The following is a 21,409-nucleotide window of genomic DNA, read 5'->3' on the forward strand; positions in this document are numbered from 1 at the left end:
ACCCGGGGCGCCCGTCCGTTGCGGAGTGAGGAAGAATGAAGGTTCTGCCGGGGCGGGTTATCGCGAGCCCCGGCCGCCGGGTCGCTCAGCCGCTGGGGCAGGCGGAGCAGCGGCACGATCGCAGAGGGGACGCATGTCGAAGCCGGAGCACACCGAGTCGCCTGCGGCGCAGCCTGACAGTGCAAAGTCTTCGGCTGGCCGCGTGCCTTCCGGGACGGGCTCGCCTGCCGGGCCGCCTGCCGGATCGCCTGCGGCGGAGCCCGTGGAGGTCGCTGCGCCCGCGGCGGCGAAGCCGGAGTCGAGCCGGGCGGCCGAGTCGGGCGCCGAGGAGCGCGCCGCCGACGCCACGGCGGATGCCGAGCCCGCGGACGCGAAGCCCGCCGAGGCGAAGCCCGCGGAGACGAAGTCCGCCGCTGTGAAGCCCGCCGAGGCGAAGTCCGAGGGCGTGAAGCCCGTGGACGTGAAGCCCGCGGAGACGGAGCCCGTGGACGCGAAGCCCGTGGCTGTGAAGGCCGCCGGGGCGAAGTCCGAGGGCGTGAAGCCCGCCGAGGCGAAGTCTGATGCGGCGTCGGCGAAGTCGGGGTCGGGCGAGGTCGAGGCGGAGCCCGCCGACGCCGTGCCCGCCGATGTACCCGCGGCGAAGGTCGCGTTGGGCAAGGCCGGCGGGCCGTCCGCGGCGGAGCCCGTCGAGGCGAAGCCCGCGTCCAAGCCCGAGGTCAAGCCGGCGACGAAGTCCAACCCCGTCGTCGAGAAGGCCGATGCCATGGCCGCCGCCGTCAAGGCCGCCGCGGCGAAGGCCGCCGAGGGCGGAAAGGACGAGGGACGGCTGCTGGCCGGGCGGTACCGGCTGAGCGCGGTGCTCGGCAAGGGCGGGATGGGCACCGTCTGGCGGGCCCAGGACGAGACCCTGGGCCGGACCGTCGCCGTCAAGGAACTCCGTTTCAGCACCGGGGTCGACGAGGACGAGAAGCGACGCCTCATCACCCGCACCCTGCGCGAGGCCAAGGCCATCGCCCGGATCCGCAGCGGCGGCGCCGTCACCGTCTACGACGTCGTCGACGAGGACGGCCGGCCGTGGATCGTCATGGAGCTCATCGAGGGCCCCTCGCTCGCCGAGTTCATACGTGAGAACGGCCCCCTGACCCCGCACCGCGCGGCCGAGGTCGGCCTCGCGGTGCTCGACGTGCTGCGCGCCGCCCACGGCCAGGGCATCCTGCACCGCGACGTGAAGCCGTCCAACGTCCTCATCGCCGGCAACGGCCGCGTCGTCCTCACCGACTTCGGCATCGCCCAGGTCGAGGGCGACCCCTCCGTCACCTCCACCGGCATGCTCGTCGGCGCGCCCTCCTACATCTCGCCCGAGCGCGCCCGCGGTCACAAGCCCGGCCCGCCCGCCGACATGTGGTCGCTCGGCGGCCTGCTGTACGCCTGCGTCGAGGGAGTGCCCCCGTACGACAAGGGGTCCGCGCTCGCCACCCTCACCGCGGTGATGACCGAGCCGGTGGAGCCGCCGAAGAACGCGGGTCCGCTGACCGAGGTCATCTACGGCCTGCTCGCCAAGGACCCCACCCACCGGCTCGACGACGCCCGCACCCGGGCGATGCTGGGCGCCGTCCTCGCGGCCCCCGAGCCCGCGCCGGCCCCCGTGGCGGTTCCGACGGCCGAGGAGACCCGGCAGATCTCGCTGGCCGACGCCAAGGAGGCCGTCGAGAAGGCCGCCGCCGACAAGGCGGAGAAGGCGGCCGAGCGCGCGGCGAAGAAGGAGCGCGAGCGGCGCGAGCGCGAGCAGCGCGAACGTGCCCGCGCCGCGTTGAAGGCCGCCCGCAAGGCGGCGACGGCCGCGGCCGCCACCACGGCCGTCTCCGCCGCGGAGCCGCCGACGTCCAAGCCGTCCCCCGTCAAGGCCCCGCTCACGGACGTCATGCAGCGACGCACCATCGTGCTCGCGGCGGCGGCCCTGGTCGTGGTGCTGGCGGTCGTCGGCTCCCTCATCGCCTACGCCTTCAGCGACGACGACACGAAGACCAAGGACGAGAGCAAGGGCGGCAACGGCAAGCCCTCCCCGGCGGCTTCGGCCCCGAAGGACCCGGGCGCCGGCGGCGGGAGCGGGGGCGCCTCCCCGAAGCCCTCCGGGAACACCGGCGAGAGCGGCGGCAACGCCAACGGCACCGCGGGTACCGGTGCGAACGGGGGCACGGGCGCCGGCACCGGCGGGCAGCAGCAGACCCCGGCCGCGAGCCAGGGTCAGGGCGCTACGTCCGGCGGCGGCGCCGGCGGCGCTCTCCCCGCAGGCTTCTTCACCGAGCGGAATTTCGGCTTCCACTTCACCATGGCGATGCCCGAGGGCTTCAAGCAGACGGCCGTAGCCGGTGAGAACTCCGGCGCCATATACAGCCGTGACGGCGGATTCCCGCGGATCCAGGTCGACTACACAGACAAGCCGGGCGACGACGCGCGCCTCGCCTGGGCCAAGTCGGCCTCCGCGGTGGCGGGCAGCAGTACGAACTACCGGCAGATCCGCATCGACACGGTGGACTACCGGGGCTACCCGACCGTCGCCGACTGGGAGTTCGAGCGCGAGCAGAAGGGCATCAAGGTCCGGGTGCTCAACCGCGGGTTCAAGCTGGACGCGACGCACGGCTACGCCATCATGATCAGCTGCGCCGCCGACCAGTGGGACGGCCCGGAGTGCACCCAGATGCGCAACGTCGCCTTCGAGACCTTCCAGCCGCTCGGCTGACCTCGGGACGCGGGCGGCCCTGGCGACGTATCGTGTCGGAGGGGCCATGGGGAGCCCGCCGCACTCGGGGGAGGCGATGTGGAGGAGTACGCGGGCCGGATCCTGGCCGGCCGCTACCGCCTGCCGCTGCCGCCGTCCGACGAGTACGAACTGATAGAGACCCGCGCCTTCGACACCCGCAGCGGGCAGGAAGTCCTCGTACGGCAGGTGCCGTTGCCGGAGGTCGTGGACGCCGAGCTGCTGGACGGGCCGCGGGCCGTGCCGGCGGCGCGCCGCTCGCCCGCCGATCTGCCGGCTGTGCGCCGCGCCATCGAGGCGGCGCAGGCGGCCGCCTCGATCCCGGACCATCCGCGGCTGGACCAGGTCTTCGACGTGTTCGCCGAGGGCGACTCCCTGTGGATAGTGAGCGAACTCGTCCCGGCCAGGCCGCTGGCCGCGCTGATAGCCGATGAACCCCTGAGCCCCTACCGGGCCGCCGAGGTGGCCTCGGACGTGCTGACCGCGCTGCGGGTGCTGCACGGGCACGGCTGGACGCACCGGAACATCACCGTCCGGACGGTGTTGGTGTGCGAGGACGGTCGCGTCGTGCTGACGGGCCTCGCGGCGGGCGCGGCGGAGGAGGCCCTGTGCGGGTACGACCCCGTCCCGAGCGCCGAGGACACCGACGGCGGCGCGGGGTGGGGTACCGCCCAGGCCCCCGCACCCACCCCCGCCCCGGTCCCGACGTCGCCCCCGATCGCAGTGTCCCCGCCGGTCCCGCCCCCGCGTCCCGCCCCGGACCCCTTCCCGGACCCGACGCCGCCCGCCGCCGGACAGGTGGAGCTCACGTACGCGCCGCTCGTGGCCCCCGGTTACGACACCGGGCCGCGGTACACCGATCACATCACCCCCGATCGCCCGCAGGACCGCCCCGAACTCCAGGCGGCCGCGCGGGCCGGGGTCGTCGCCGCCTACCGGGCCGGGGCGCGGGCGGCCGCCGCCCGGGTGGTCGAGGAGCAGCGCCGCGCCGGGACGGCCGGCGAGATCGAGTCCGGCGGCTCACCGGAGCGCCGGCCCGCGGGATCGACCCTCCCGCAGGGGTACTCGTACCCGTACGGGGGCCCGGAGACCGGCGCCACCGCCCCCTGGCACGGCGCGACCCCCCGCCGGGCGGAGCTGCCCGCGGCCGCTCCCGGGCGGGAGCCGGAGCCGACCCCCGAACCCCTGCCGCCGTACGCCACCGTCCAGCCGCACCCGGATCCGCACCTGGAACCGCAGCACCCGGAACCGCACCCGGAACCGGAGCCCCGGCAGGCGCAGCCCGAGCGCCCGGTCCTGCCCGCCCGGATCGCCCTGCCCCAGGGCTATCGGCAGGCCGAGGAGCCGAACCGGACCGCCCCCGACCAGCCGCAGCCCACCGGCTTCGACGCCGGCACCGGCCGGTCCGGCCCCCGGACCGGTCTGGACGCCGAGCGCGCGCGGCAGACCCGGATGGCCGTCGTCGGCGCCGTCACCGAGCGGTGGGCCCCCGAGCAGGCCGGTCCCGTGCACGGGCACTGGCAGCTCGCCGCCCCCGTCGGGCCCGCCACCGACCTGTGGGCGCTCGGCGCGCTGCTCTACCGCGCCGTCCAGGGGCATGCCCCGTACCCGGAGGACAGCGTCGCCGAGCTGGTCGAGATGGTGTGCGCGGAGCCGCCCGCCTTCGCCGAGGAGTGCGGGGCGCTGCGGCCGGTCGTGGAGTCGCTGCTGCGCCAGGACCCCACCGAGCGACCCGACTTCGAGGAGCTGCGCGGCTGGCTGCGCTCGCTCGTACGGTCCGCGCCCGAGCCGGACGCCGGGTTCGGGATGCTTCCGATGCCGGAGCCGGATCCGGCGCGGCTGCCCGTCGTACGCCGCCGCGGTGAGGTCCACGGGCGGCACCGCAATCCCTCGGCCCCACGCAAGCCGCGCGCCCTCGGCCGGATCCTGCTCGTCGGGATCCTGACCCTCCTCGCCGGCGCGGTGGCGTACGCGATCCTGTTCATGCCCCGGGCCGCAGATCAGGACCCCGCGGGCGCCACCCAGGGCGGCACCGCCCAGACACCGGCGAAGCCGAGTCCCTCCCAGGTCCCCACGGGCACGCCCGAGTCCAAGCCCGCCCCGCAGACGACCGCGCCCGTCGAATCGCAGGCCGCCCCGGCCCCCGCCCCGGCCGGGTACACCAACCAACAGGACCCGGAGCACTTCGAGATCGCCGTGCCCAACGGCTGGGAGCGTCGCGGAATCAATGAGTCCGGTCAGGTCCGTTACACCGACGGGCAGTTCGTGCTGACCGTCGTCCCCGGCCGCGACAAGGTCCAGGGCAATCCGGACCCGGCGGCCTACCAGAAGGACAAGGAGCCGGAACTGACCCCGTACCGGACCTCCACCTGGTCGACCGTCGGCGATGTGAAGACCACCAAGGTGGGTCAGCAACTGCGCGCGACGGGCCGGTACACGTGGATCGACGGCACCGGTCGCAACGTCTTCGCCCGCAACTACGTCGTGGCGCTGGGCGGCAGTTACCACGTCGTCCTCGTCACCGGTCCGGAGGACGAACAGACCAAGGTCACCGAAGTCTTCGAAAAGGCCACGGCGAGTTACAAGGCGGGCGGTTGAGCGGATACTGACGACTGATCAGTACGGCGATTGCGTCACAGTGCCGTCTTTCGGCGCCCGGGCGGTTCCGGCAGCCCCTCCGGGCTCCGTAATCTGGCCTGAAGTGCAGAGAGCGGCGGGATTTCGTGGAACAGCAGACAGGTGGGGGCGATGTGCTGGCGGGCCGGTACCGGCTCGTCGAGCCGATCGGCCGGGGCGGCATGGGCAAGGTGTGGCGTGCGCATGACGAGCTGCTCCACAGGACCGTCGCCGTCAAGGAACTGACGGCGGGTCTGTACGTGTCCCAGGCCGACCGGGACGTCATGCACGCCCGGACGCAGAAGGAGGCCCGGGCCGCGGCCCGGATCCAGCATCCGGCGGTCGTCACCGTCCACGACGTCCTCGAACACGACGACCGGCCGTGGATCGTCATGGAGTACATCGACGGGCCCTCCCTCGCGGACGCGGCCAAGGCCGCCGGGCGGATCGAGCCCCGCGAGGCGGCCCGGATCGGGCTGCACGTGCTGGGCGCGCTGCGCGCCGCGCACGCGGTCGGCGTACTGCACCGCGACGTGAAGCCGGGCAACGTACTCCTGGCCAAGGACGGCCGGGTGCTGCTCACGGACTTCGGGATCGCCGCGATCGAGGGCGACTCGTCGATCACGCGCACCGGCGAGATCGTCGGCTCCATCGACTACCTGGCTCCCGAGCGCGTCACCGGCGGGCGTCCCGACCCGTCCTCGGACCTGTGGTCGCTCGGCGCCACCCTCTTCACGGCGGTGGAGGCCCGTTCGCCGTTCCGTCGCACCTCACCCATCTCCAGCCTGCAGGCCGTGGTCAACGACGAGCCGCCGGCGCTGCGCCAGGCCGGGGCGCTCGGACCGATCATCACCGCCCTGCTGCGCAAGGATCCGACGGAGCGCCCCTCGGCCGCGGAGGCCGAGCGGATGCTGCTGGAGGCGATGGAGGGCCGCGAGCCGAAGGCCGCGCAGGCGTACGTGCCCACCCGCGCGGTGACACCGGAGGAACTCGCCCCGGCGCAGGAGCCGGCCGAGGCGCCGGCGCCGCAGGGCGAGGTCGGGCCGACGACCGCGCTGCCGGAGCCCCCCACCCGCCCGCCCACGGCGGCGACGCCGGCTTCCTCGACCGACCCGGCCCGGGGCTGGGGCGGACGCGCCGTGGTCGTGGCCCTGGTGGCGGCGCTGCTCGGCGGGGGCGGGGTGTTCGGGGTGCTCAAGTACACCGGGGACCAGGGCAAGGAGGGGGACCCGGACAAGGTCGCCTCCTCGACCGGCGGACAGTCGGGCGACGACGGGAAGCCGCAGACGGCGCCCCCGCCGGCCGGCTACAAGAAGGTCGTCGACCCCCTCGCCGGTTTCACCCTGTTCGTCCCGGAGGGCTGGACGCGCAAGGCGAACGGCGACCAGATCGACTACACCCCGGACGACGGCAAGCACTTCGTCCGGATCGCCGCCGACCCCACCCCGGACTACCGGGACCCGCTCGCGCACCTGCTCGACCTGGAGAAGCAGGTGTCCCTGCGGACGGACTACAAGAAGGTGCGGCTGAACCAGAACACCTTCCGGGACAGCACCCGGGCCGCGCTCTGGGACTTCACCTATACGGAGAAGCAGAACCACCCGGGCCCGCGCCGCGCCAAGGAGCAGATGTACATCGCGCCGGACGGCACGGAGTACGCGATCTACATCTCCAGCCCGGTCGCGAGCTGGGCCACGACCGAGCAGCAGTTCGACGTCGTGCTCAGCGGCTGGGAGCCACCCGCCAAGAAGTCCTGATCGCCACCGATCCGGGCATCTTGCCAGCGATCGCTGGCGGAGATGACAAAATCCGGTTACCGGCGGGTACCCAAAGGCTGTCGGGCGCAATACGCTCACCGGCATGACGGACTCGCAGGCCCCCGCCGCCCCCCTCCGGACCGCACCGGAGCCCACCAACCCGGTCGCCCCGGCCCCGGCCGGTGCCCGCACCGCCGCCGATGTGGTGACCCCCGACCTGGTCGCCCGGCTGACCCGCGGAGTGATCGGATCCGGCCGTACCGCCAACCACACCCCCTTCACCGGGGACCGGCTGGCGGAGCTCCCGGAGGCCACCCCCGAGGACGTGGCCGAGGCCTTCGAGCGGGCCCGCGCCGCCCAGCCCGCCTGGGCGGCGGTCCCCGTCCGCCGGCGCGCGGCCGTCCTGCTGCGCTTCCACGACCTGGTCCTCGCCCGCCAGGCCGAGATCCTCGACCTGATCCAGCTGGAGACCGGCAAGGCCCGCCTGCACGCGCACGAGGAGGTCCAGGCGGTCGCCGTCTCGGCCCGTCACTACGGCCGCAAGGCACCCTCGTACCTGCGCCCCAAGGGCCACACGGGCGCCATGCCCACCCTCACCAAGGTCACCGAGCTGCGCCAGCCGCGCGGGGTCGTCGGCCAGATCGCCCCCTGGAACTACCCCCTCGAACTGTCGGTCGGCGACGCCCTGCCCGCCTTCGTCTCCGGCAACGCGCTGGTCATGAAGCCCGACACCGAGACCGCGCTGACCGCCCTGTGGGCCCGCGACCTGCTGATCGAGGCCGGACTGCCCGCCGAGGTCTTCCAGATCGTGCTCGGCGAGGGCCCCGTCGTCGGCCCCGAGGTGGTCCGGCACGCGGACTACGTCTCCTTCACCGGCTCCACCCGCACCGGCCGCGAGGTCGCCCGGGGCGCGGCCGACCGCCTCGTCGGGGTCTCCCTCGAACTCGGCGGCAAGAACGCCATGCTCGTGCTGCACGACGCCGACATCGAGAAGGCCGCCGCCGGCGCCGTCCGCGCCTGCTTCTCCTCCGCCGGTCAGCTCTGCATCTCCATCGAGCGGCTCTACGTCCACGCCTCGATCGCCGACGCCTTCGTCGAGCGCTTCGCCGCCCGGACGAAGGCCATGCGGCTCGGGGCCTCCCTCGCGTACGGCGCCGACATGGGCTCGCTGGTCGGCGAGCGGCAGCTGGAGACCGTACAGCGGCACGTGGACGAAGCCGTCGCCAAGGGCGCCACCCTCGTCGCCGGCGGCACCGCCCGCCCCGACATCGGCCCGCTCTTCTACGAGCCCACCATCCTCGACGGCGTCGAGGCCCCCATGGCGGTGTGCGGCGAGGAGACCTTCGGACCGGTCGTCTCCATCTACCGCTTCACCGACGAGGACCGGGCGATCGCCGAGGCCAACGCCACCGCCTACGGCCTGAACTCCAGCGTCTGGACCAAGGACTCCCGCCGCGGTCACGCCGTCGCCGCCCGCCTGCGCACCGGCACCGTCAACATCAACGAGGGCTACGCCCCCGCCTACGGCAGCGCCCAGGCGCCCATGGGCGGCATGAAGGACTCCGGCCTCGGCCGCCGCCACGGCTCCGAGGGCATCCTCAAGTACACCGAGGCCCAGACGGTCGCCCACCAGCGGCTGCTCCCGATGGCCCCCTCGCTGGGCATGGACGACGAGAAGTACGCGGCGTTCATGACCCGCAGCCTCCAGGTCATGAAGGCCCTCCGACTCCGCTAAGGGGAGCACCGTGTCCGAGTCTTCCGCGTCTTCCGACTCCTCTGCGTCCGAAACCGGGTCCGGGTCGTACGACTACGACGTCATCGTCATCGGGTCGGGCTTCGGCGGGTCGGTCTCGGCGCTGCGCCTGACCGAGAAGGGCTATCGCGTCGGCGTCCTGGAGGCCGGACGCCGCTTCACCCGCGAGAGCCTGCCGAAGAACAGCTGGGACCTGCGCAACTACCTGTGGGCCCCGGCCCTCGGGCTGTACGGGATCCAGCGGATCCACCTGCTCGGCAACGTGATGGTGCTCGCGGGCGCCGGCGTCGGCGGCGGCTCCCTCAACTACGCCAACACGCTGTACGTGCCGCCCACCCCCTTCTTCGAGGACCGGCAGTGGGCCTCCATCACCGACTGGCGGGGCGAGCTCGCCCCCTACTACGAGCAGGCCAAGCGGATGCTCGGGGTGCGCCTCAACCCGACCATGACCCCCTCCGACGTCCACCTCAAGGCGACCGCCGAGAAGATGGGCGTCGGGGACTCCTTCCACATGGCTCCGGTCGGCGTCTTCTTCGGGGACGGCGACGACGCCGACGGGCGGCCGAAGGTCCGGCCCGGGGACGAGGTCCCCGACCCGTACTTCGGCGGTGCGGGCCCCGCCCGCAAGGCCTGCACGGAGTGCGGCGAGTGCATGACCGGCTGCCGGCACGGCGCGAAGAACACCCTCAACGAGAACTACCTGCACCTTGCCGAGCGCGCCGGCGCCGTCATCCACCCGATGACCACCGTCACCGCGCTCTCCGACCACCCCGAGGGCGGCTACCGCGTCCGCACCGTCCCCACCGACGGCCGCCGGCGCGGCCGGGCGAAGGTCCTGCGCGCCCGGTACGTGGTCGTCGCGGCGGGCACGTACGGAACCCAGACCCTGCTGCACACGATGAAGGACCGCGGCGAGCTCCCGCGTCTCAGCAACCGACTCGGGGAGCTGACCCGCACCAACTCCGAGGGCCTGGTCGGCGCGCAGACCGACGACCGCCGCTACCGCAAACTGCACGGGGGCGAGCGTCGGGCCGACTTCACCCGGGGCGTGGCGATCACCTCCTCCGTGCACCCCAACGCCGACACCCACATCGAGCCCGTCCGCTACGGCAAGGGCTCCAACGCCATGGGGTTCATGACCGTCCTCCAGGTCCCCCACAGCGCACACCGGGTCCGTGCCTGGCTGGGCCGGACCGTGCGGCACCCGGTGCAGCTGGCGCGGTCGCTGTCCAACCGGCGCTGGTCGGAGCGGACCATCATCGGCCTGGTCATGCAGTCGCTGGACAACTCGCTGACCACCTACCGCAAGCCCGGTGGGATCGGGAAGGGCCTGCTCACCGCCCGCCAGGGCCACGGCGCCCCGAACCCGGTCCAGATCGCGGAGGCCACACAGGCCGCGACCCTGCTGGCCGAGGAGATCAACGGCTTCCCGGGCAGCAACATCGGCGAGCTGATGGGGACCCCGCTGACCGCGCACTTCCTGGGCGGCTGCCCGATCGGCGCCTCGCCCGAGGAGGGGGTGGTGGACCCGTACCACCGGCTCTACGGGCACCCGGGCATCTCGGTGGTGGACGGTGCGGCCGTCTCCGCGAACCTCGGGGTGAACCCGTCGCTGACGATCACCGCGCAGGCGGAACGGGCGATGTCGTACTGGCCGAACGTGGGGGAGCGGGACCCGCGGCCCGAGCAGGGAGCGGCGTACGTCCGCCTGGACGCGGTGGAGCCGATCCGTCCGGCGGTCCCGAAGGAGGCATTCGGCGCGCTGCGGCTGCCGTTCATGGCGGTCCCGGAGGTTCCGCCGCGCCGACCGGTGAGCGATCCGGAACCGACGGTCTGACAGCGGTGGGTACCGCGCTCCCCCTCCGAGCGCGGTACCCACCGCGGTACATACGTGACAGATGTTCAGCCTTGATGGTTGTACCGGAATCCGCCGTGCCGGGCTGTGGTGTCGATCACACAATGAAGTGTGCAACTGCGACTGATGTTCGACAGTCAACGGCTGCATGAGAAAGCGCATCTCGCTGCTGGCCGCCGGCGCCCTCGTGGTGCTGGGAGCGGCCATCACTCCCGCCCACGCCGCGGACCCCGTCTTCACCCTGGCCGGACCGGCCGGGATCGGCCTGCGCCCGCACCCCGGGAAGAGCGGCGAACCGCAGAAGACCTCGGTGGAGTTCCGGATCGTCAACGACTCCACCAAGACGTTCGACCGCCCGAGCACCTTCACCATCGACCTGGGCGCCCTCAAGGGCGTCGCCGACGTGGCGCTCGCCAAGGGCCGGGAGAAGGACTGCACGCTCACGGCCGCGACCGTGACCTGCAAGCGCTGGGGGCTGTGGACGGGCGAGAGCACGGTCGTGAAGCTGGACCTCAGCGCGGCCGACGGCAGCAAGGTCGGCGCGACCGCGGACCTGACGCTCACCGGCACGGCGGAAGGCGCCACCTTCCAGGCCGCCACCACCAAGGTGCGCGTCGGCGGCCCCGACCTGGTGCTGGACCGGGCCAGGCTGAAGGCGGAACAGAAGCCGGGCGACCGGCAGAACCTGTCGATCATCTTCGCCAACGAGGGCACGGACCCCGTCGACGGCGTGGTGCTCGAGATCCGCACCACGCACGGCATCGCCCTGGTCGAGCAGTACGACAACTGCTCCTACTCCGAGGACAGCACGGCGGGCCGGCCCTGGAACACGGGCTGGAGCACGGTGCAGTGCCTGCTGGAAGGCGAGTACGAGCCGGGTGCGCTCTACGGCGTCGACGGCTCGCTGACCCTCGAGGCCGCCCCGCACGCCTTCATGGACGGCCTGACCTACGCGGTGTACGCGGCCGGTGAGCAGCCGAAGGCGGCGGCGAAGACGGCGGCGAAGAACCGCGCGTTCGCGGCCGGCAACAAGCTGGCCGCGGCGAAGCAGGCCCCCAAGGCCGCGGCCCGGTCCGCCCGACAGGCGCCCGACCTCGACCCTTGGAACAACATCCAGGAGTTCGACTTCACGACGCGCAACACCGCCGACCTCGTGGCCACGGGCGTGTCCCTCACCGGCAAGGCCGGTGACACGGTCGACGTCGACCTCGGCTTCCGCAACAACGGCCCCGCGTGGGTCGCCGACCTGCGCCACGGCGACGCCGTCGCCCGGACCGACATCGTGATCCCGGCGGGCGCCAGGGTCACGAAGGTCCCGGCCGGCTGCAAGGGGGTCGCCGCGGACGGCAGCGACCGCGAGCAGGCCCTGGGCGCGCCGCGCTACTTCTGCTCCACCGGCCATGTCGTCGGGGAGAAGGAGACGTTCGCCTACCCGTTCCAGCTGAAGATCGAGAAGGCCGTGGCGGACGCCAAGGGCTCGATCACGGTCGGCCGGGAGAAGCCACGGGGCACCACGGGCCAGCCCTGGGACCCGAACCACGGCAACGACACGGCGGCCCTCGTGATCAACGCGAAGGGCGCCGGACCGAACCCGACCCCGACCACGAGCGGCACCACCACGGCCTCGCCGACCCCGACCGGCTCCGCGACGGCCACCGCGTCCGCGACGCCGAGCACCTCGGCCACCGGTACGGGTGTCACGGCCAACGGCGGCGGCCTCGCCTCCACCGGCAGCTCCGCCCAGGCGATCGCACTCGGCGGCGCGGTGCTCCTGGCCGTCGGCGGCGGGCTGTTCGTGGCGTTCCGCCGCAAGGCGGGCGGGCACGCCTGACCGCGTACGCCACGTAGGCGCGACCACGCAGAACGGCCGGCCCCGGGCGTCCCCAGGGCCGGCCGTCCTTTACGGGGTGACCGGGCTGCTGTCCCCTGCCGTCCGGTCACGCGAAGGAGCGAGGTCCCACGACGCACGCTCCACGGGGCGTGCGTCTCATCGCTCCAGCGGATCCACGCGTGGTGTTGCGGTCCCGCGGCTGGCTGACGCGGACATCCTCACCAACGAAGGGCCCCGGGGCCGGTCACGGTCCGGACGGGTGACGAACAGCCGTCACACGCGACCCCGGCACAGCTCCAGCAGGGTCATGGCGAGGGCGGTACCGGGCTTTCCGAGCGCATCGCTCCAGTGCGAGAGCACCTCCATCTCGCGCGACAGGTGCACCCGACGCCCGCCGGACGCGATCCGCGCGTCCTGGATGACCGTCGAGACGGCCATCCGCTCCTGGATCAGGCCGATGATCCGGTCGTCGAGGGCGTCGATGCGCGTACGGGAGTCGGCGATCAGCTGCTCGGGGGTGGTGGTGACGCTCATGGTGTTCTCTCCTGTGGATCGTGTCGTGTCGTGCGGTGTCCCGACAGGAGCGGAAACGCGGAAGCGCCCCGGTCCTGTCGGACCGGGGCGCTTCGGGAAGTCAGTGGCTCAAGCGAGCATCACGAGGACCCATGGCGACCGGACCGACCGGTGCCATAGGTAAAGAGGAAGCTCAGCTGCTTGCGCATGGGACGGATTATTACCTTCTGCCGAGCCCGGGGCCAACCCGGATTCGGATGGTGAGACGAAGAGGGCCCGGCGACCCCCGTTAGAATCGACAGAACAGCCACCTCTTCCGCCGGAAGGCCGCCCCGTGCCAGAAGCACCCTCCGCCGCCCACGACAGCGCCCCGGACACGGTTCTCGTCGTCGACTTCGGCGCCCAGTACGCCCAGCTCATCGCCCGCCGCGTCCGCGAGGCACGGGTCTACAGCGAGATCGTGCCGAGCTCGATGCCCGTCGACGAGATGCTGGCCAAGAACCCGAAGGCGATCATCCTCTCCGGCGGCCCGTCCTCCGTGTACGAGGAGGGCGCCCCGCGCCTGGACGACGCCCGCGCCCTGTTCGAGGCCGGCGTCCCCGTCTTCGGCATGTGCTACGGCTTCCAGCTGATGGCGGTCACCCTCGGCGGCCAGGTCGACAACACCGGCGCCCGCGAGTACGGCCGCACCCCGCTGGCCGTCTCCAAGGCCGGCTCCACCCTCTTCGAGGGCACCCCCGAGAACCAGTCGGTGTGGATGTCCCACGGCGACGCCTGCTCCGGCGCCCCCGAGGGCTTCACCGTCACCGCGTCGACGAACGTCGTCCCGGTCGCGGCCTTCGAGAACGACGAGAAGAAGCTGTACGGCGTGCAGTACCACCCCGAGGTGATGCACTCCACGCACGGCCAGCAGATCCTGGAGCACTTCCTCTACCGCGGTGCGGGCCTCGCCCCCACCTGGACCACCGGCAACATCGTCGAGGAGCAGATCGCGGCGATCCGCGAGCAGGTCGGCGACAAGCGCGCCATCTGCGGCCTCTCCGGCGGCGTGGACTCCGCGGTCGCCGCGGCCCTCGTGCAGAAGGCCATCGGCTCGCAGCTGACCTGCGTCTACGTCGACCACGGTCTGATGCGCAAGGGCGAGACCGAGCAGGTCGAGAAGGACTTCGTCGCCGCGACCGGCGTGCAGCTCAAGGTCGTCGACGCGCAGGAGCGCTTCCTGACCGCGCTGGCCGGCGTCTCCGACCCGGAGACCAAGCGGAAGATCATCGGCCGCGAGTTCATCCGCGTCTTCGAGCAGGCCCAGCTGGAGATCCTCCAGGAGGACGGCCCCGCGGTCGCCTTCCTCGTGCAGGGCACCCTCTACCCGGACGTCGTCGAGTCCGGCGGCGGCACCGGCACCGCCAACATCAAGTCCCACCACAACGTGGGCGGCCTGCCCGACGACATCGAGTTCGAGCTCGTCGAACCGCTGCGCCAGCTGTTCAAGGACGAGGTCCGGATGGTCGGCCAGGAGCTCGGCCTGCCCGAGGAGATCGTCCAGCGCCAGCCCTTCCCGGGCCCCGGCCTCGGCATCCGCATCGTCGGCGAGGTCACCAAGGAGCGTCTGGACCTGCTCCGCGAGGCCGACGCCATCGCCCGCCACGAGCTGACCGCGGCCGGCCTCGACCGCGAGATCTGGCAGTGCCCGGTCGTCCTGCTCGCGGACGTCCGCAGCGTCGGCGTCCAGGGCGACGGCCGCACCTACGGCCACCCGATCGTGCTGCGCCCCGTCTCCTCCGAGGACGCGATGACCGCGGACTGGACGCGCATGCCGTACGAGGTCCTCGCCCGGATCTCGACCCGCATCACCAACGAGGTGCCGGAGGTGAACCGGGTGGTCCTCGACTGCACGAGCAAGCCCCCGGGCACCATCGAGTGGGAGTAGTCCCACCCGGTCCCACCCGGATCACCGTGAAGCCGCCGTCCCGCACCCGCGGGCGGCGGCTTCGCCGTTCCTCTGGCCACTTGGCAGGGGCCCGGGTACCTTGCGCGGCGAGCCGAGCCGTTCGAGGGAGCGCCCATGCCGGACCAGCCCGAACCCGTGCCCGTGGAGCGGCTGGGCTTCGAGATGCCGCCCGTGCACGACACCGCCGAAGCGGCGCGCGCCCACCGCAAGGAGCGGCTCGCCGAGGCGCTGCGGCTGCTGGGGCGCCTCGGGTACGAGGACGGGGTGGCGGGGCAGATCACCGCACGGGACCCGGAGTTCGAGGACTGCTACTGGGTGAACCCCTTCGGCCGGGCCTTCACCGCGCTCACCGCCGACGACCTGCTGCTGGTCGACGGGGACGGGCGGGTGGTCACGGGCGGGCGCCGGGTCAACCAACTGGCCTTCGCGGTGCACGCGGCTGTCCACCGCCGGCGCCCCGAGGTCGTCGCCGTCGTCCGCGCGCGGGCCCCGTACGTCCGGGCCCTCGCCGCCCTGGGCGAGCTGCTGGCCCCGATCACCGAGGAGGCCTGCGCCTTCTACGAGGACCACGCGCTCCTCGACGAATACTCCGGGGCGGACGAGCCGGAACGCACCGCGCTGGCGCTCGGCCCGTACAAGGCACTGGTCCTGCGCAACCGGGGACTGCTGACGGTGGGGGACTCCGTGGACGCCGCGGTCTGGTGGTTCATCGAGGCGGAACGGGCCGCGCAGGTGCAGCTGATCGCCCGGGCCGCGGGGAAACCGGTGCCCATCGACCACCGGGCCGCGGCCCTGACGCGCGAGCGGTTCGGGTCCGATCTGGCCGCCTGGGTGAGCTACCAGCCCCTCAGGGAGCTGCTGGCGTCAACATCATGAACCGTTAATCACCTGCTCTGACATCGTGCGCAATCCGGAGCACTGCCGCAGTGGTGCACAATTCGCTGGCATTGCACCGTAGTTCAGAGAGGCGGCACGTTCGTGGCTGTCCAAGAGATGTCCCGAGGTACCCATACCACCGCCTGTGCCTGCGACGAGTGCGCCCGCGAGGGCCACCGACGCGCGGTCACGGCGTTCCTGGAGAAGCGCGACGAGTTCGCCTCCGGGCAGGGCGTGCCGGCCGCCGTGGCCCACTCCCTCGGAGCCTCCCGCCAGTGGGTCTCCGACGAGCTGACCCTGTCCGCCCGCACCGTCGCCGACCGGGGCCGGGAGGCCGGCAACTCCTGGCTGTACCTGTTCTCGCGGCGGGCCGTCCTCGCCGTCTGGATCGCCGCCGGGGTCCTGCTGCTGGTGCAGGTCGCCGCCGCGCTCGGTACCGGCTGGTCCACGGCGCGCACCGCCGGGCTGCTGGCCGCCCTGGTGCTGGCCGGGCTGCTCACGGTCGCGGCCCGCGCCCAGTCCGTACGGGGCGGGCTGCTGGCCCCGCTGGTCGGCGAGGACAACCGGCTGTCCACCTCCAAGGCGGTACCCAGCGCCTGGGTGGTGCTGACGGCCTTCGCCACGCTGCTGCCCGCGCTGCGGCTGGCCACGTCCGCGCCCGGGCCCGGGCGGCAGGCCCTGTACGCGGGCCTCGCGCTGGACCGGGCGCTGCCGCTGCTGGCGGTGGTCTCGCTGACCTCGGCCGTGGCGGTGCTGGTGCGCCGGGTGGTCTCCGTACGGATCATGGGGCAGCGGCTGCAGAAGCTGCCGGCCGACCGGCCGCGCGGGGTGGACCTGCTGACGGACGACGCCGGCCGCGGGAGCTTCCCCGACGCCCAGTACGTCCTCGTCTCGACCGTGGTGCTCTGCTACGCCGCGGTCTCGCTGGCGCGCTTCCCCGACCGGCTGCCGCAGCTGCCGTGGGCGCTCGCCCTGCTGGTGGCGCTGTCGGCCGCGGTGTACCTGGCGGCGAAGTACGCGGAGGGCAGCCGTCCGCTGGTGCTGTCGGTGGTGCGCAGACGGGAGCCCGGGGATCTGGACGCGGCCGTCCGTCCCGGGGACGACATCGAGATCCGGGGCGTGGGCTTCGTGCCGCCCGGGGCGCAGACGCCCGAGATGCTGGCCCGTCTGGTCGTACGGATCGGGGCGGTGCACGTGCACGTGCCGTTGGTCCCGGTGGCGGGTGGATTCACCAACCCCTCCGACGCCGTGCTGACCGTGCCGGTCCCGGCGGAGGTGGAGCCGGGGCGCGTCGAGATCCAGGTGGTCACGGCCGCAGGGGTGGAATCCAACCGCTGCACCATCGATGTTGCCGAGTGATCGGGGTACACATGTCCCGTGAACCGAACCGATGTTCTTGAAACCGACGCCCCTCCCACCGCGGTAGGCCTGCGTGAGCTGGCCTTTCGGCACGCGCTGCTGCCCCTGCGGCTCTTCCTCGGCGTGACCTTCGTGTACGCGGGGATCGACAAACTGACCGACCCGGCGTTCCTCTCCGCCTCCGGGGACGGTTCCATCGGCGACCTGATGCGCGGGGTGCGCGACACCTCCGCCATCCCCGCCCTGGTGGACATGGCGCTGAACTCGCCCGTCGGCTTCGCCGTGGCCCTGGCCGTCGGGGAGATCCTGGTCGGCCTCGGAGCCCTGGTCGGCCTGCTGACCCGGATCGCGGCCGTCGGCGGGGCGCTGATCGCGCTCAGCCTCTGGCTGACGGTGTCGTGGGCGGTGACCCCGTACTACTACGGCAACGACCTGATCTACATGATGGCGTGGACCCCGCTGATCCTCGCCGGAGCGCCCTACCTGTCGCTGGACTCGGTGATCCGGTCGCGCCTGTCCCGGCGTACGGCATAGGTCACCAGCCCGACCAGCGCGGCGAGGGTGAGCCCGCCCATGGTGATCGGGATGACCGCGAACCAGGGCAGGTCCGCCTCGCCGGTGGTGCCGACCAGGTGGAGCACGCCCGCCACCACCAGGGCCAGCCCCGCGATCAGCCGTCCCGGCTGGAACTCATGACGCCGCACGGGCCACCTCCACCTGTCCGAAGTCCGCACCGAGGTGCAGTTCGATCGTCCCGCCGGCCTCCGTGCCGGCAGCCGGCGCGAGGGTCTCCGTACGGTTCTGCTCGCCGATCCGCTCGATCCGGTCCGCGCGGTCCCCGGGCATCTGCACGTCCCCCGCACGCCGGATGGTGACATCGGCCTGCGCGGTGACCTCCCGCGGCAGGACCACCTTGAGCCGGCCCGCCTCGATCGAGGCCGTGACGGCCACCGTGGTGCCCTTCGGCACGTCCAACCGGCTCAGGTCCAAGGTGGCGAGCCCCGTGCCCGCCTCGTACACGGGCCGGACGTCGGCCACCGCGGCCGGCCGCCACTCCACCCGCTGCCAGTCCGTGCCGATCTCCCGGGGCAGTACGGCCGCGCCCGCGAGCAGCCCCGCGGTGAACACGGCCAGCACGATCGTCCCGAACCCGGTACGTCCCATCAGGGAACTGACCGCGAGGCCCAGACCGAAGACGATCAGCGCCGCGGCGAGCCCGGTCTGCAGCGCCTCGCCGAGCGGGTTGCCCTCCCAGGTGGCCGCGGTCCCCGCGATCCCGGCCAGCAGCGCCAGCACGAAGACCCGGCCGCCGATGCCGCCGCGCGGGCGGGCCGGGGCGACGGGCGCCTTCGCGGCCGCCTCCGGGGTGCGGCGGCCGACCACCTCCGGATCCTCGGTGTCGTCGGGCCCCCACAGATATCCCGTCCCACCGACCGGGCCGGTCGTACCGTCCTTGACCAGCGGGTCCCGCCACCAGGACGGGCCGCCGGGCGCGGGCGGCGCCTGCGTCTCCGGCGGAGCCGGCGAGTGCGCGGTGCGGGGGGCTCCGCCGGCCGGGTCGGGCGCCTGCGCCTCGGGCCCGGTGTGGCGCTTGCGCTGCGACCAGTACGAGGCTCCGCCCAGCGCCAGCACGACCAGCACCGAGAAGGCCGCCAGCCCGCCGTTGTCCAGCATCGACAGGAACAGCGCGCAGCCCACGAGCGCGGCGAACACGGCCGCCAGCGTGGCCCCCTCCACCCGCCCGGTCAGCAGCTTCTTCGCCTCGCTGTCCTCCTCGCCGTCCTGGGGGAGCAGCAGCCACGCGAAGCCGTAGAAGATCAGACCGACGCCGCCGGTGATCGCGAGGACTCCGAGGACGATGCGGAAGACCACCGGGTCCAGGTCGAAGTACCGGCCGAGGCCGCCGCACACGCCCGCGAGGACCTTGTCGCGCTTGCTCCGGCGCAGGGGCGGCCTGGGGTCGGCGGCCCGCGGGGCTCCGGGCCCGGCCGGCGGGGCGTCGTGTACTTCGGTCATGGGTCCATGGTGACGGCCCGCCGAAGCGCGTGGCATCCGGCCCTACCCTGGTGCAACCCTGATATCCCCCCGGTGGAAGTGGGGGGATGCCCTGATGACCGGCCCCCGCCGGGCGTGTGACCCTTGGTGACATGCCCGTAGCCGCCGCTCCCCGTACCCCGCACGCACCGGACGCCGACGAGGTGCCGCAGCGCAAGCTCTACCGCAGCGCCGACGGCCGGATGCTCGGCGGTGTCGCGCGCGGTCTGGCCGGGCACCTCGGGCTTCCGGTGGGCTGGGTCCGACTGGCGTTCCTCCTGCTGTTCATGTGGGGCGACGGGCTGGGCGTGCTGCTGTACGCCGCGTTCTGGGTCTTCGTACCGCTCGGCGTCGGCGGCCGGACCGGGCACCGCTCCTTCTTCGAGTCCCTCCCCGACGGCACCCGGCGGCTGCGCAAGCCCGACCGCGGGCAGATCACCGCGCTGATCGCCCTGTTCATCGGCGCGGGCATCTTCATCTCCAAGGTCCAGCTCGGTGGCGCGTCCGGCCGGTACGTGTGGCCGACGCTGCTGGTCGGGGCCGGGGTGGTGCTCGTATGGCGGCAGGCCGACAACGCCCGCCGCGCCCACTGGTCGACGGCCGCCGGACGGCACGGACGGCTCTTCCAGGTGGCGCGGGCGCTGGCCGGCGTCGCCCTGGTCGGGGTGGGCCTGACCGTCTTCATCGTCGTCCGGGGCTCCGCCGCCCAGCTCGGCAACGTCCTCACCGCCACCCTCGCCGTCCTCGTCGGCGTGGCCCTGCTCGCCGGACCCTGGCTGATCCGGATGACCCAGGACCTGTCCGAGGAACGCCTGATGCGCATCCGCGCCCAGGAGCGCGCCGAGGTCGCCGCCCACGTGCACGACTCGGTCCTGCACACCCTCACCCTGATCCAGCGCAACGCGGAGGACGTCTCCGAGGTACGCCGCCTCGCGCGGGCGCAGGAACGGGAACTGCGGAACTGGCTCTACAAGCCCGAGGGCACCGGCAAGGACGAGGCGGAGGAGCCGGCCACCCTCGCGGAGGCCGTGAAGAAGACCGCCGCCGAGGTGGAGGACCACCACGGGGTCCCGATCGAGGTCGTGGTCGTCGGGGACTGCCCGCTCGACGAGCGGCTGGCGGCACAGATACAGGCCGCGCGCGAGGCCATGGTCAACGCCGCCAAGTACGGTGGCGAGGGCGGGCCCGTACAGGTGTACGCGGAGGTCGAGGGGCAGACGGTGTTCGTGTCCGTACGGGACCGGGGACCGGGCTTCGACATCGACGCGGTACCCGGCGACCGCATGGGCGTACGAGAATCGATCATCGGCCGGATGCAGCGCAACGGCGGGACCGCACGGTTGCGGTCCGCGCCCGACGGCGGCACGGAAGTCGAGCTGGAGATGGAGAGGGCGGCGAACACAGCATGACCGAGGCGGGAGAGAACGCAGGCGTGGGGGAGACCAGGCGTGTCCGGGTGGTGCTCGTCGACGACCACAGGATGTTCCGTACGGGAGTGCAGGCCGAGATCGGCGAGACCGAACGGACGGGCGTCGAGGTCGTCGGCGAGGCGGCCGACGTCGACCAGGCCGTCACCGTCATCACCGCCACCCGGCCCGAGGTGGTCCTGCTCGACGTGCACCTGCCCGGCGGGGGCGGCGTCGAGGTACTGCGGCGCTGCGCCCCGCTGATGGCGGCGGCCGAGAACCCGGTGCGGTTCCTGGCGCTGTCGGTGTCGGACGCGGCCGAGGACGTCATCGGGGTCATCCGGGGCGGTGCGCGCGGGTACGTCACCAAGACCATCACCGGCACCGACCTGGTGGACTCGGTCTTCCGGGTGCAGGACGGGGACGCGGTGTTCTCGCCGCGGCTGGCCGGCTTCGTGCTCGACGCGTTCGCCTCGACGGACGCGCCGCCGGTCGACGAGGACCTGGACCGGCTCACGCAGCGCGAGCGCGAGGTGCTGCGGCTGATCGCGCGCGGGTACGCGTACAAGGAGATCGCCAAGCAGCTCTTCATCTCGGTGAAGACCGTGGAGTCGCACGTCTCGGCGGTGCTCAGGAAGCTCCAGCTCTCCAACCGGCACGAGTTGACCCGCTGGGCGACGGCCCGCCGCCTGGTCTGAGTCCG

General features: G+C 73.0%; 14 protein-coding genes and 1 pseudogene. 12 read left to right on the plus strand and 3 right to left on the minus strand.

Going from position 1 to position 21,409, the window contains the following annotated elements; translation table 11 throughout:
• Window positions 1–133: 133 nt before the first annotated feature.
• The 6 genes from OG624_RS24610 (at window position 134) to OG624_RS24635 (ending at window position 12,570) form a co-directional block, all read left to right on the plus strand.
• On the plus strand, window positions 134–2,740 hold the full coding sequence (locus tag OG624_RS24610; RefSeq protein WP_442759682.1) for a protein kinase domain-containing protein: 2,607 nt from the start codon (window positions 134–136) through the stop codon (window positions 2,738–2,740).
• Window positions 2,741–2,818: 78 nt separating this feature from the next.
• Complete coding sequence (locus OG624_RS24615) at window positions 2,819–5,356, plus strand: protein kinase (protein WP_371639844.1); 2,538 nt, start codon at window positions 2,819–2,821, stop codon at window positions 5,354–5,356.
• Between the two features lie 125 nt (window positions 5,357–5,481).
• Window positions 5,482–7,131: a serine/threonine-protein kinase gene (locus OG624_RS24620; protein ID WP_371593301.1), complete on the plus strand. Its 1,650-nt coding sequence runs from the start codon at window positions 5,482–5,484 to the stop codon at window positions 7,129–7,131.
• A 103-nt stretch (window positions 7,132–7,234) separates the two neighbouring features.
• The gene (locus OG624_RS24625; RefSeq protein WP_033219483.1) at window positions 7,235–8,866 is read left to right on the plus strand and encodes a succinic semialdehyde dehydrogenase; all 1,632 of its coding nucleotides are present in this window, start codon (window positions 7,235–7,237) and stop codon (window positions 8,864–8,866) included.
• A 10-nt stretch (window positions 8,867–8,876) separates the two neighbouring features.
• On the plus strand, window positions 8,877–10,721 hold the full coding sequence (locus OG624_RS24630) for a GMC oxidoreductase (RefSeq protein ID WP_051763167.1): 1,845 nt from the start codon (window positions 8,877–8,879) through the stop codon (window positions 10,719–10,721).
• 166 nt (window positions 10,722–10,887) lie between these two features.
• Window positions 10,888–12,570 (plus strand): LPXTG cell wall anchor domain-containing protein, encoded by a 1,683-nt coding sequence (locus tag OG624_RS24635; RefSeq protein ID WP_371593304.1) that lies wholly within the window; start codon window positions 10,888–10,890, stop codon window positions 12,568–12,570.
• A gap of 273 nt (window positions 12,571–12,843) precedes the next feature.
• Here the strand turns inward: OG624_RS24635 and OG624_RS24640 are convergent.
• A pseudogene (locus OG624_RS24640) lies at window positions 12,844–13,128 on the minus strand (chorismate mutase); the annotation flags it as partial.
• Between the two features lie 289 nt (window positions 13,129–13,417).
• On the opposite strand from OG624_RS24640, the gene guaA reads away from it, so the two are divergent.
• The 4 genes from guaA (at window position 13,418) to OG624_RS24660 (ending at window position 17,800) form a co-directional block, all read left to right on the plus strand.
• Entirely contained in the window at window positions 13,418–15,010 is a 1,593-nt protein-coding gene (gene guaA / locus OG624_RS24645) for a glutamine-hydrolyzing GMP synthase (protein WP_033219488.1), read from the plus strand.
• 135 nt (window positions 15,011–15,145) lie between these two features.
• On the plus strand, window positions 15,146–15,907 hold the full coding sequence (locus tag OG624_RS24650; RefSeq protein ID WP_371639845.1) for a class II aldolase/adducin family protein: 762 nt from the start codon (window positions 15,146–15,148) through the stop codon (window positions 15,905–15,907).
• 102 nt (window positions 15,908–16,009) lie between these two features.
• Window positions 16,010–17,266, plus strand: coding sequence for a hypothetical protein (locus OG624_RS24655; RefSeq protein ID WP_051763169.1), 1,257 nt, complete (start codon window positions 16,010–16,012; stop codon window positions 17,264–17,266).
• 18 nt (window positions 17,267–17,284) lie between these two features.
• The gene (locus OG624_RS24660; protein WP_033219494.1) at window positions 17,285–17,800 is read left to right on the plus strand and encodes a TQO small subunit DoxD; all 516 of its coding nucleotides are present in this window, start codon (window positions 17,285–17,287) and stop codon (window positions 17,798–17,800) included.
• On the opposite strand, the gene OG624_RS24665 is transcribed toward OG624_RS24660, so the two are convergent.
• Window positions 17,746–17,970, minus strand: coding sequence for a hypothetical protein (locus OG624_RS24665; protein ID WP_033219496.1), 225 nt, complete (start codon window positions 17,968–17,970; stop codon window positions 17,746–17,748). The genes OG624_RS24660 and OG624_RS24665 overlap by 55 nt on opposite strands.
• Window positions 17,957–19,282, minus strand: coding sequence for a PspC domain-containing protein (locus tag OG624_RS24670; protein WP_161290265.1), 1,326 nt, complete (start codon window positions 19,280–19,282; stop codon window positions 17,957–17,959). The genes OG624_RS24665 and OG624_RS24670 overlap by 14 nt, the downstream gene beginning before the upstream one ends.
• 131 nt (window positions 19,283–19,413) lie before the next feature.
• Here OG624_RS24670 and OG624_RS24675 point away from each other — a divergent pair, with 131 nt between their 5' ends.
• Both OG624_RS24675 and OG624_RS24680 read left to right on the plus strand, forming a co-directional pair.
• Window positions 19,414–20,709 carry an ATP-binding protein gene (locus OG624_RS24675; protein ID WP_033219500.1) on the plus strand — a complete coding sequence of 432 codons (1,296 nt, stop codon included), beginning with the start codon at window positions 19,414–19,416 and terminating at the stop codon, window positions 20,707–20,709.
• Window positions 20,706–21,404, plus strand: a complete 699-nt coding sequence (locus OG624_RS24680) for a LuxR C-terminal-related transcriptional regulator (protein WP_033219501.1) — start codon at window positions 20,706–20,708, stop codon at window positions 21,402–21,404. The genes OG624_RS24675 and OG624_RS24680 overlap by 4 nt, the downstream gene beginning before the upstream one ends.
• Window positions 21,405–21,409 lie beyond the last annotated feature (5 nt).

The organism is Streptomyces virginiae, from assembly GCF_041432505.1.
Classification (GTDB): domain Bacteria; phylum Actinomycetota; class Actinomycetes; order Streptomycetales; family Streptomycetaceae; genus Streptomyces; species Streptomyces virginiae_A.

What these genes read in the sequence shown, in the direction of transcription:
- OG624_RS24610 (WP_442759682.1), top strand. Translation starts at nt 134, where the DNA reads ATGTCGAAGCCGGAGCACACCGAGTCGCCTGCGGCGCAGCCTGACAGT.
- OG624_RS24625 (WP_033219483.1), top strand. Translation starts at nt 7,235, where the DNA reads ATGACGGACTCGCAGGCCCCCGCCGCCCCCCTCCGGACCGCACCGGAG.
- OG624_RS24635 (WP_371593304.1), top strand. Translation starts at nt 10,888, where the DNA reads ATGAGAAAGCGCATCTCGCTGCTGGCCGCCGGCGCCCTCGTGGTGCTG.
- OG624_RS24650 (WP_371639845.1), top strand. Translation starts at nt 15,146, where the DNA reads ATGCCGGACCAGCCCGAACCCGTGCCCGTGGAGCGGCTGGGCTTCGAG.
- OG624_RS24670 (WP_161290265.1), bottom strand. Translation starts at nt 19,282, where the DNA reads ATGACCGAAGTACACGACGCCCCGCCGGCCGGGCCCGGAGCCCCGCGG.
- OG624_RS24675 (WP_033219500.1), top strand. Translation starts at nt 19,414, where the DNA reads ATGCCCGTAGCCGCCGCTCCCCGTACCCCGCACGCACCGGACGCCGAC.
- OG624_RS24680 (WP_033219501.1), top strand. Translation starts at nt 20,706, where the DNA reads ATGACCGAGGCGGGAGAGAACGCAGGCGTGGGGGAGACCAGGCGTGTC.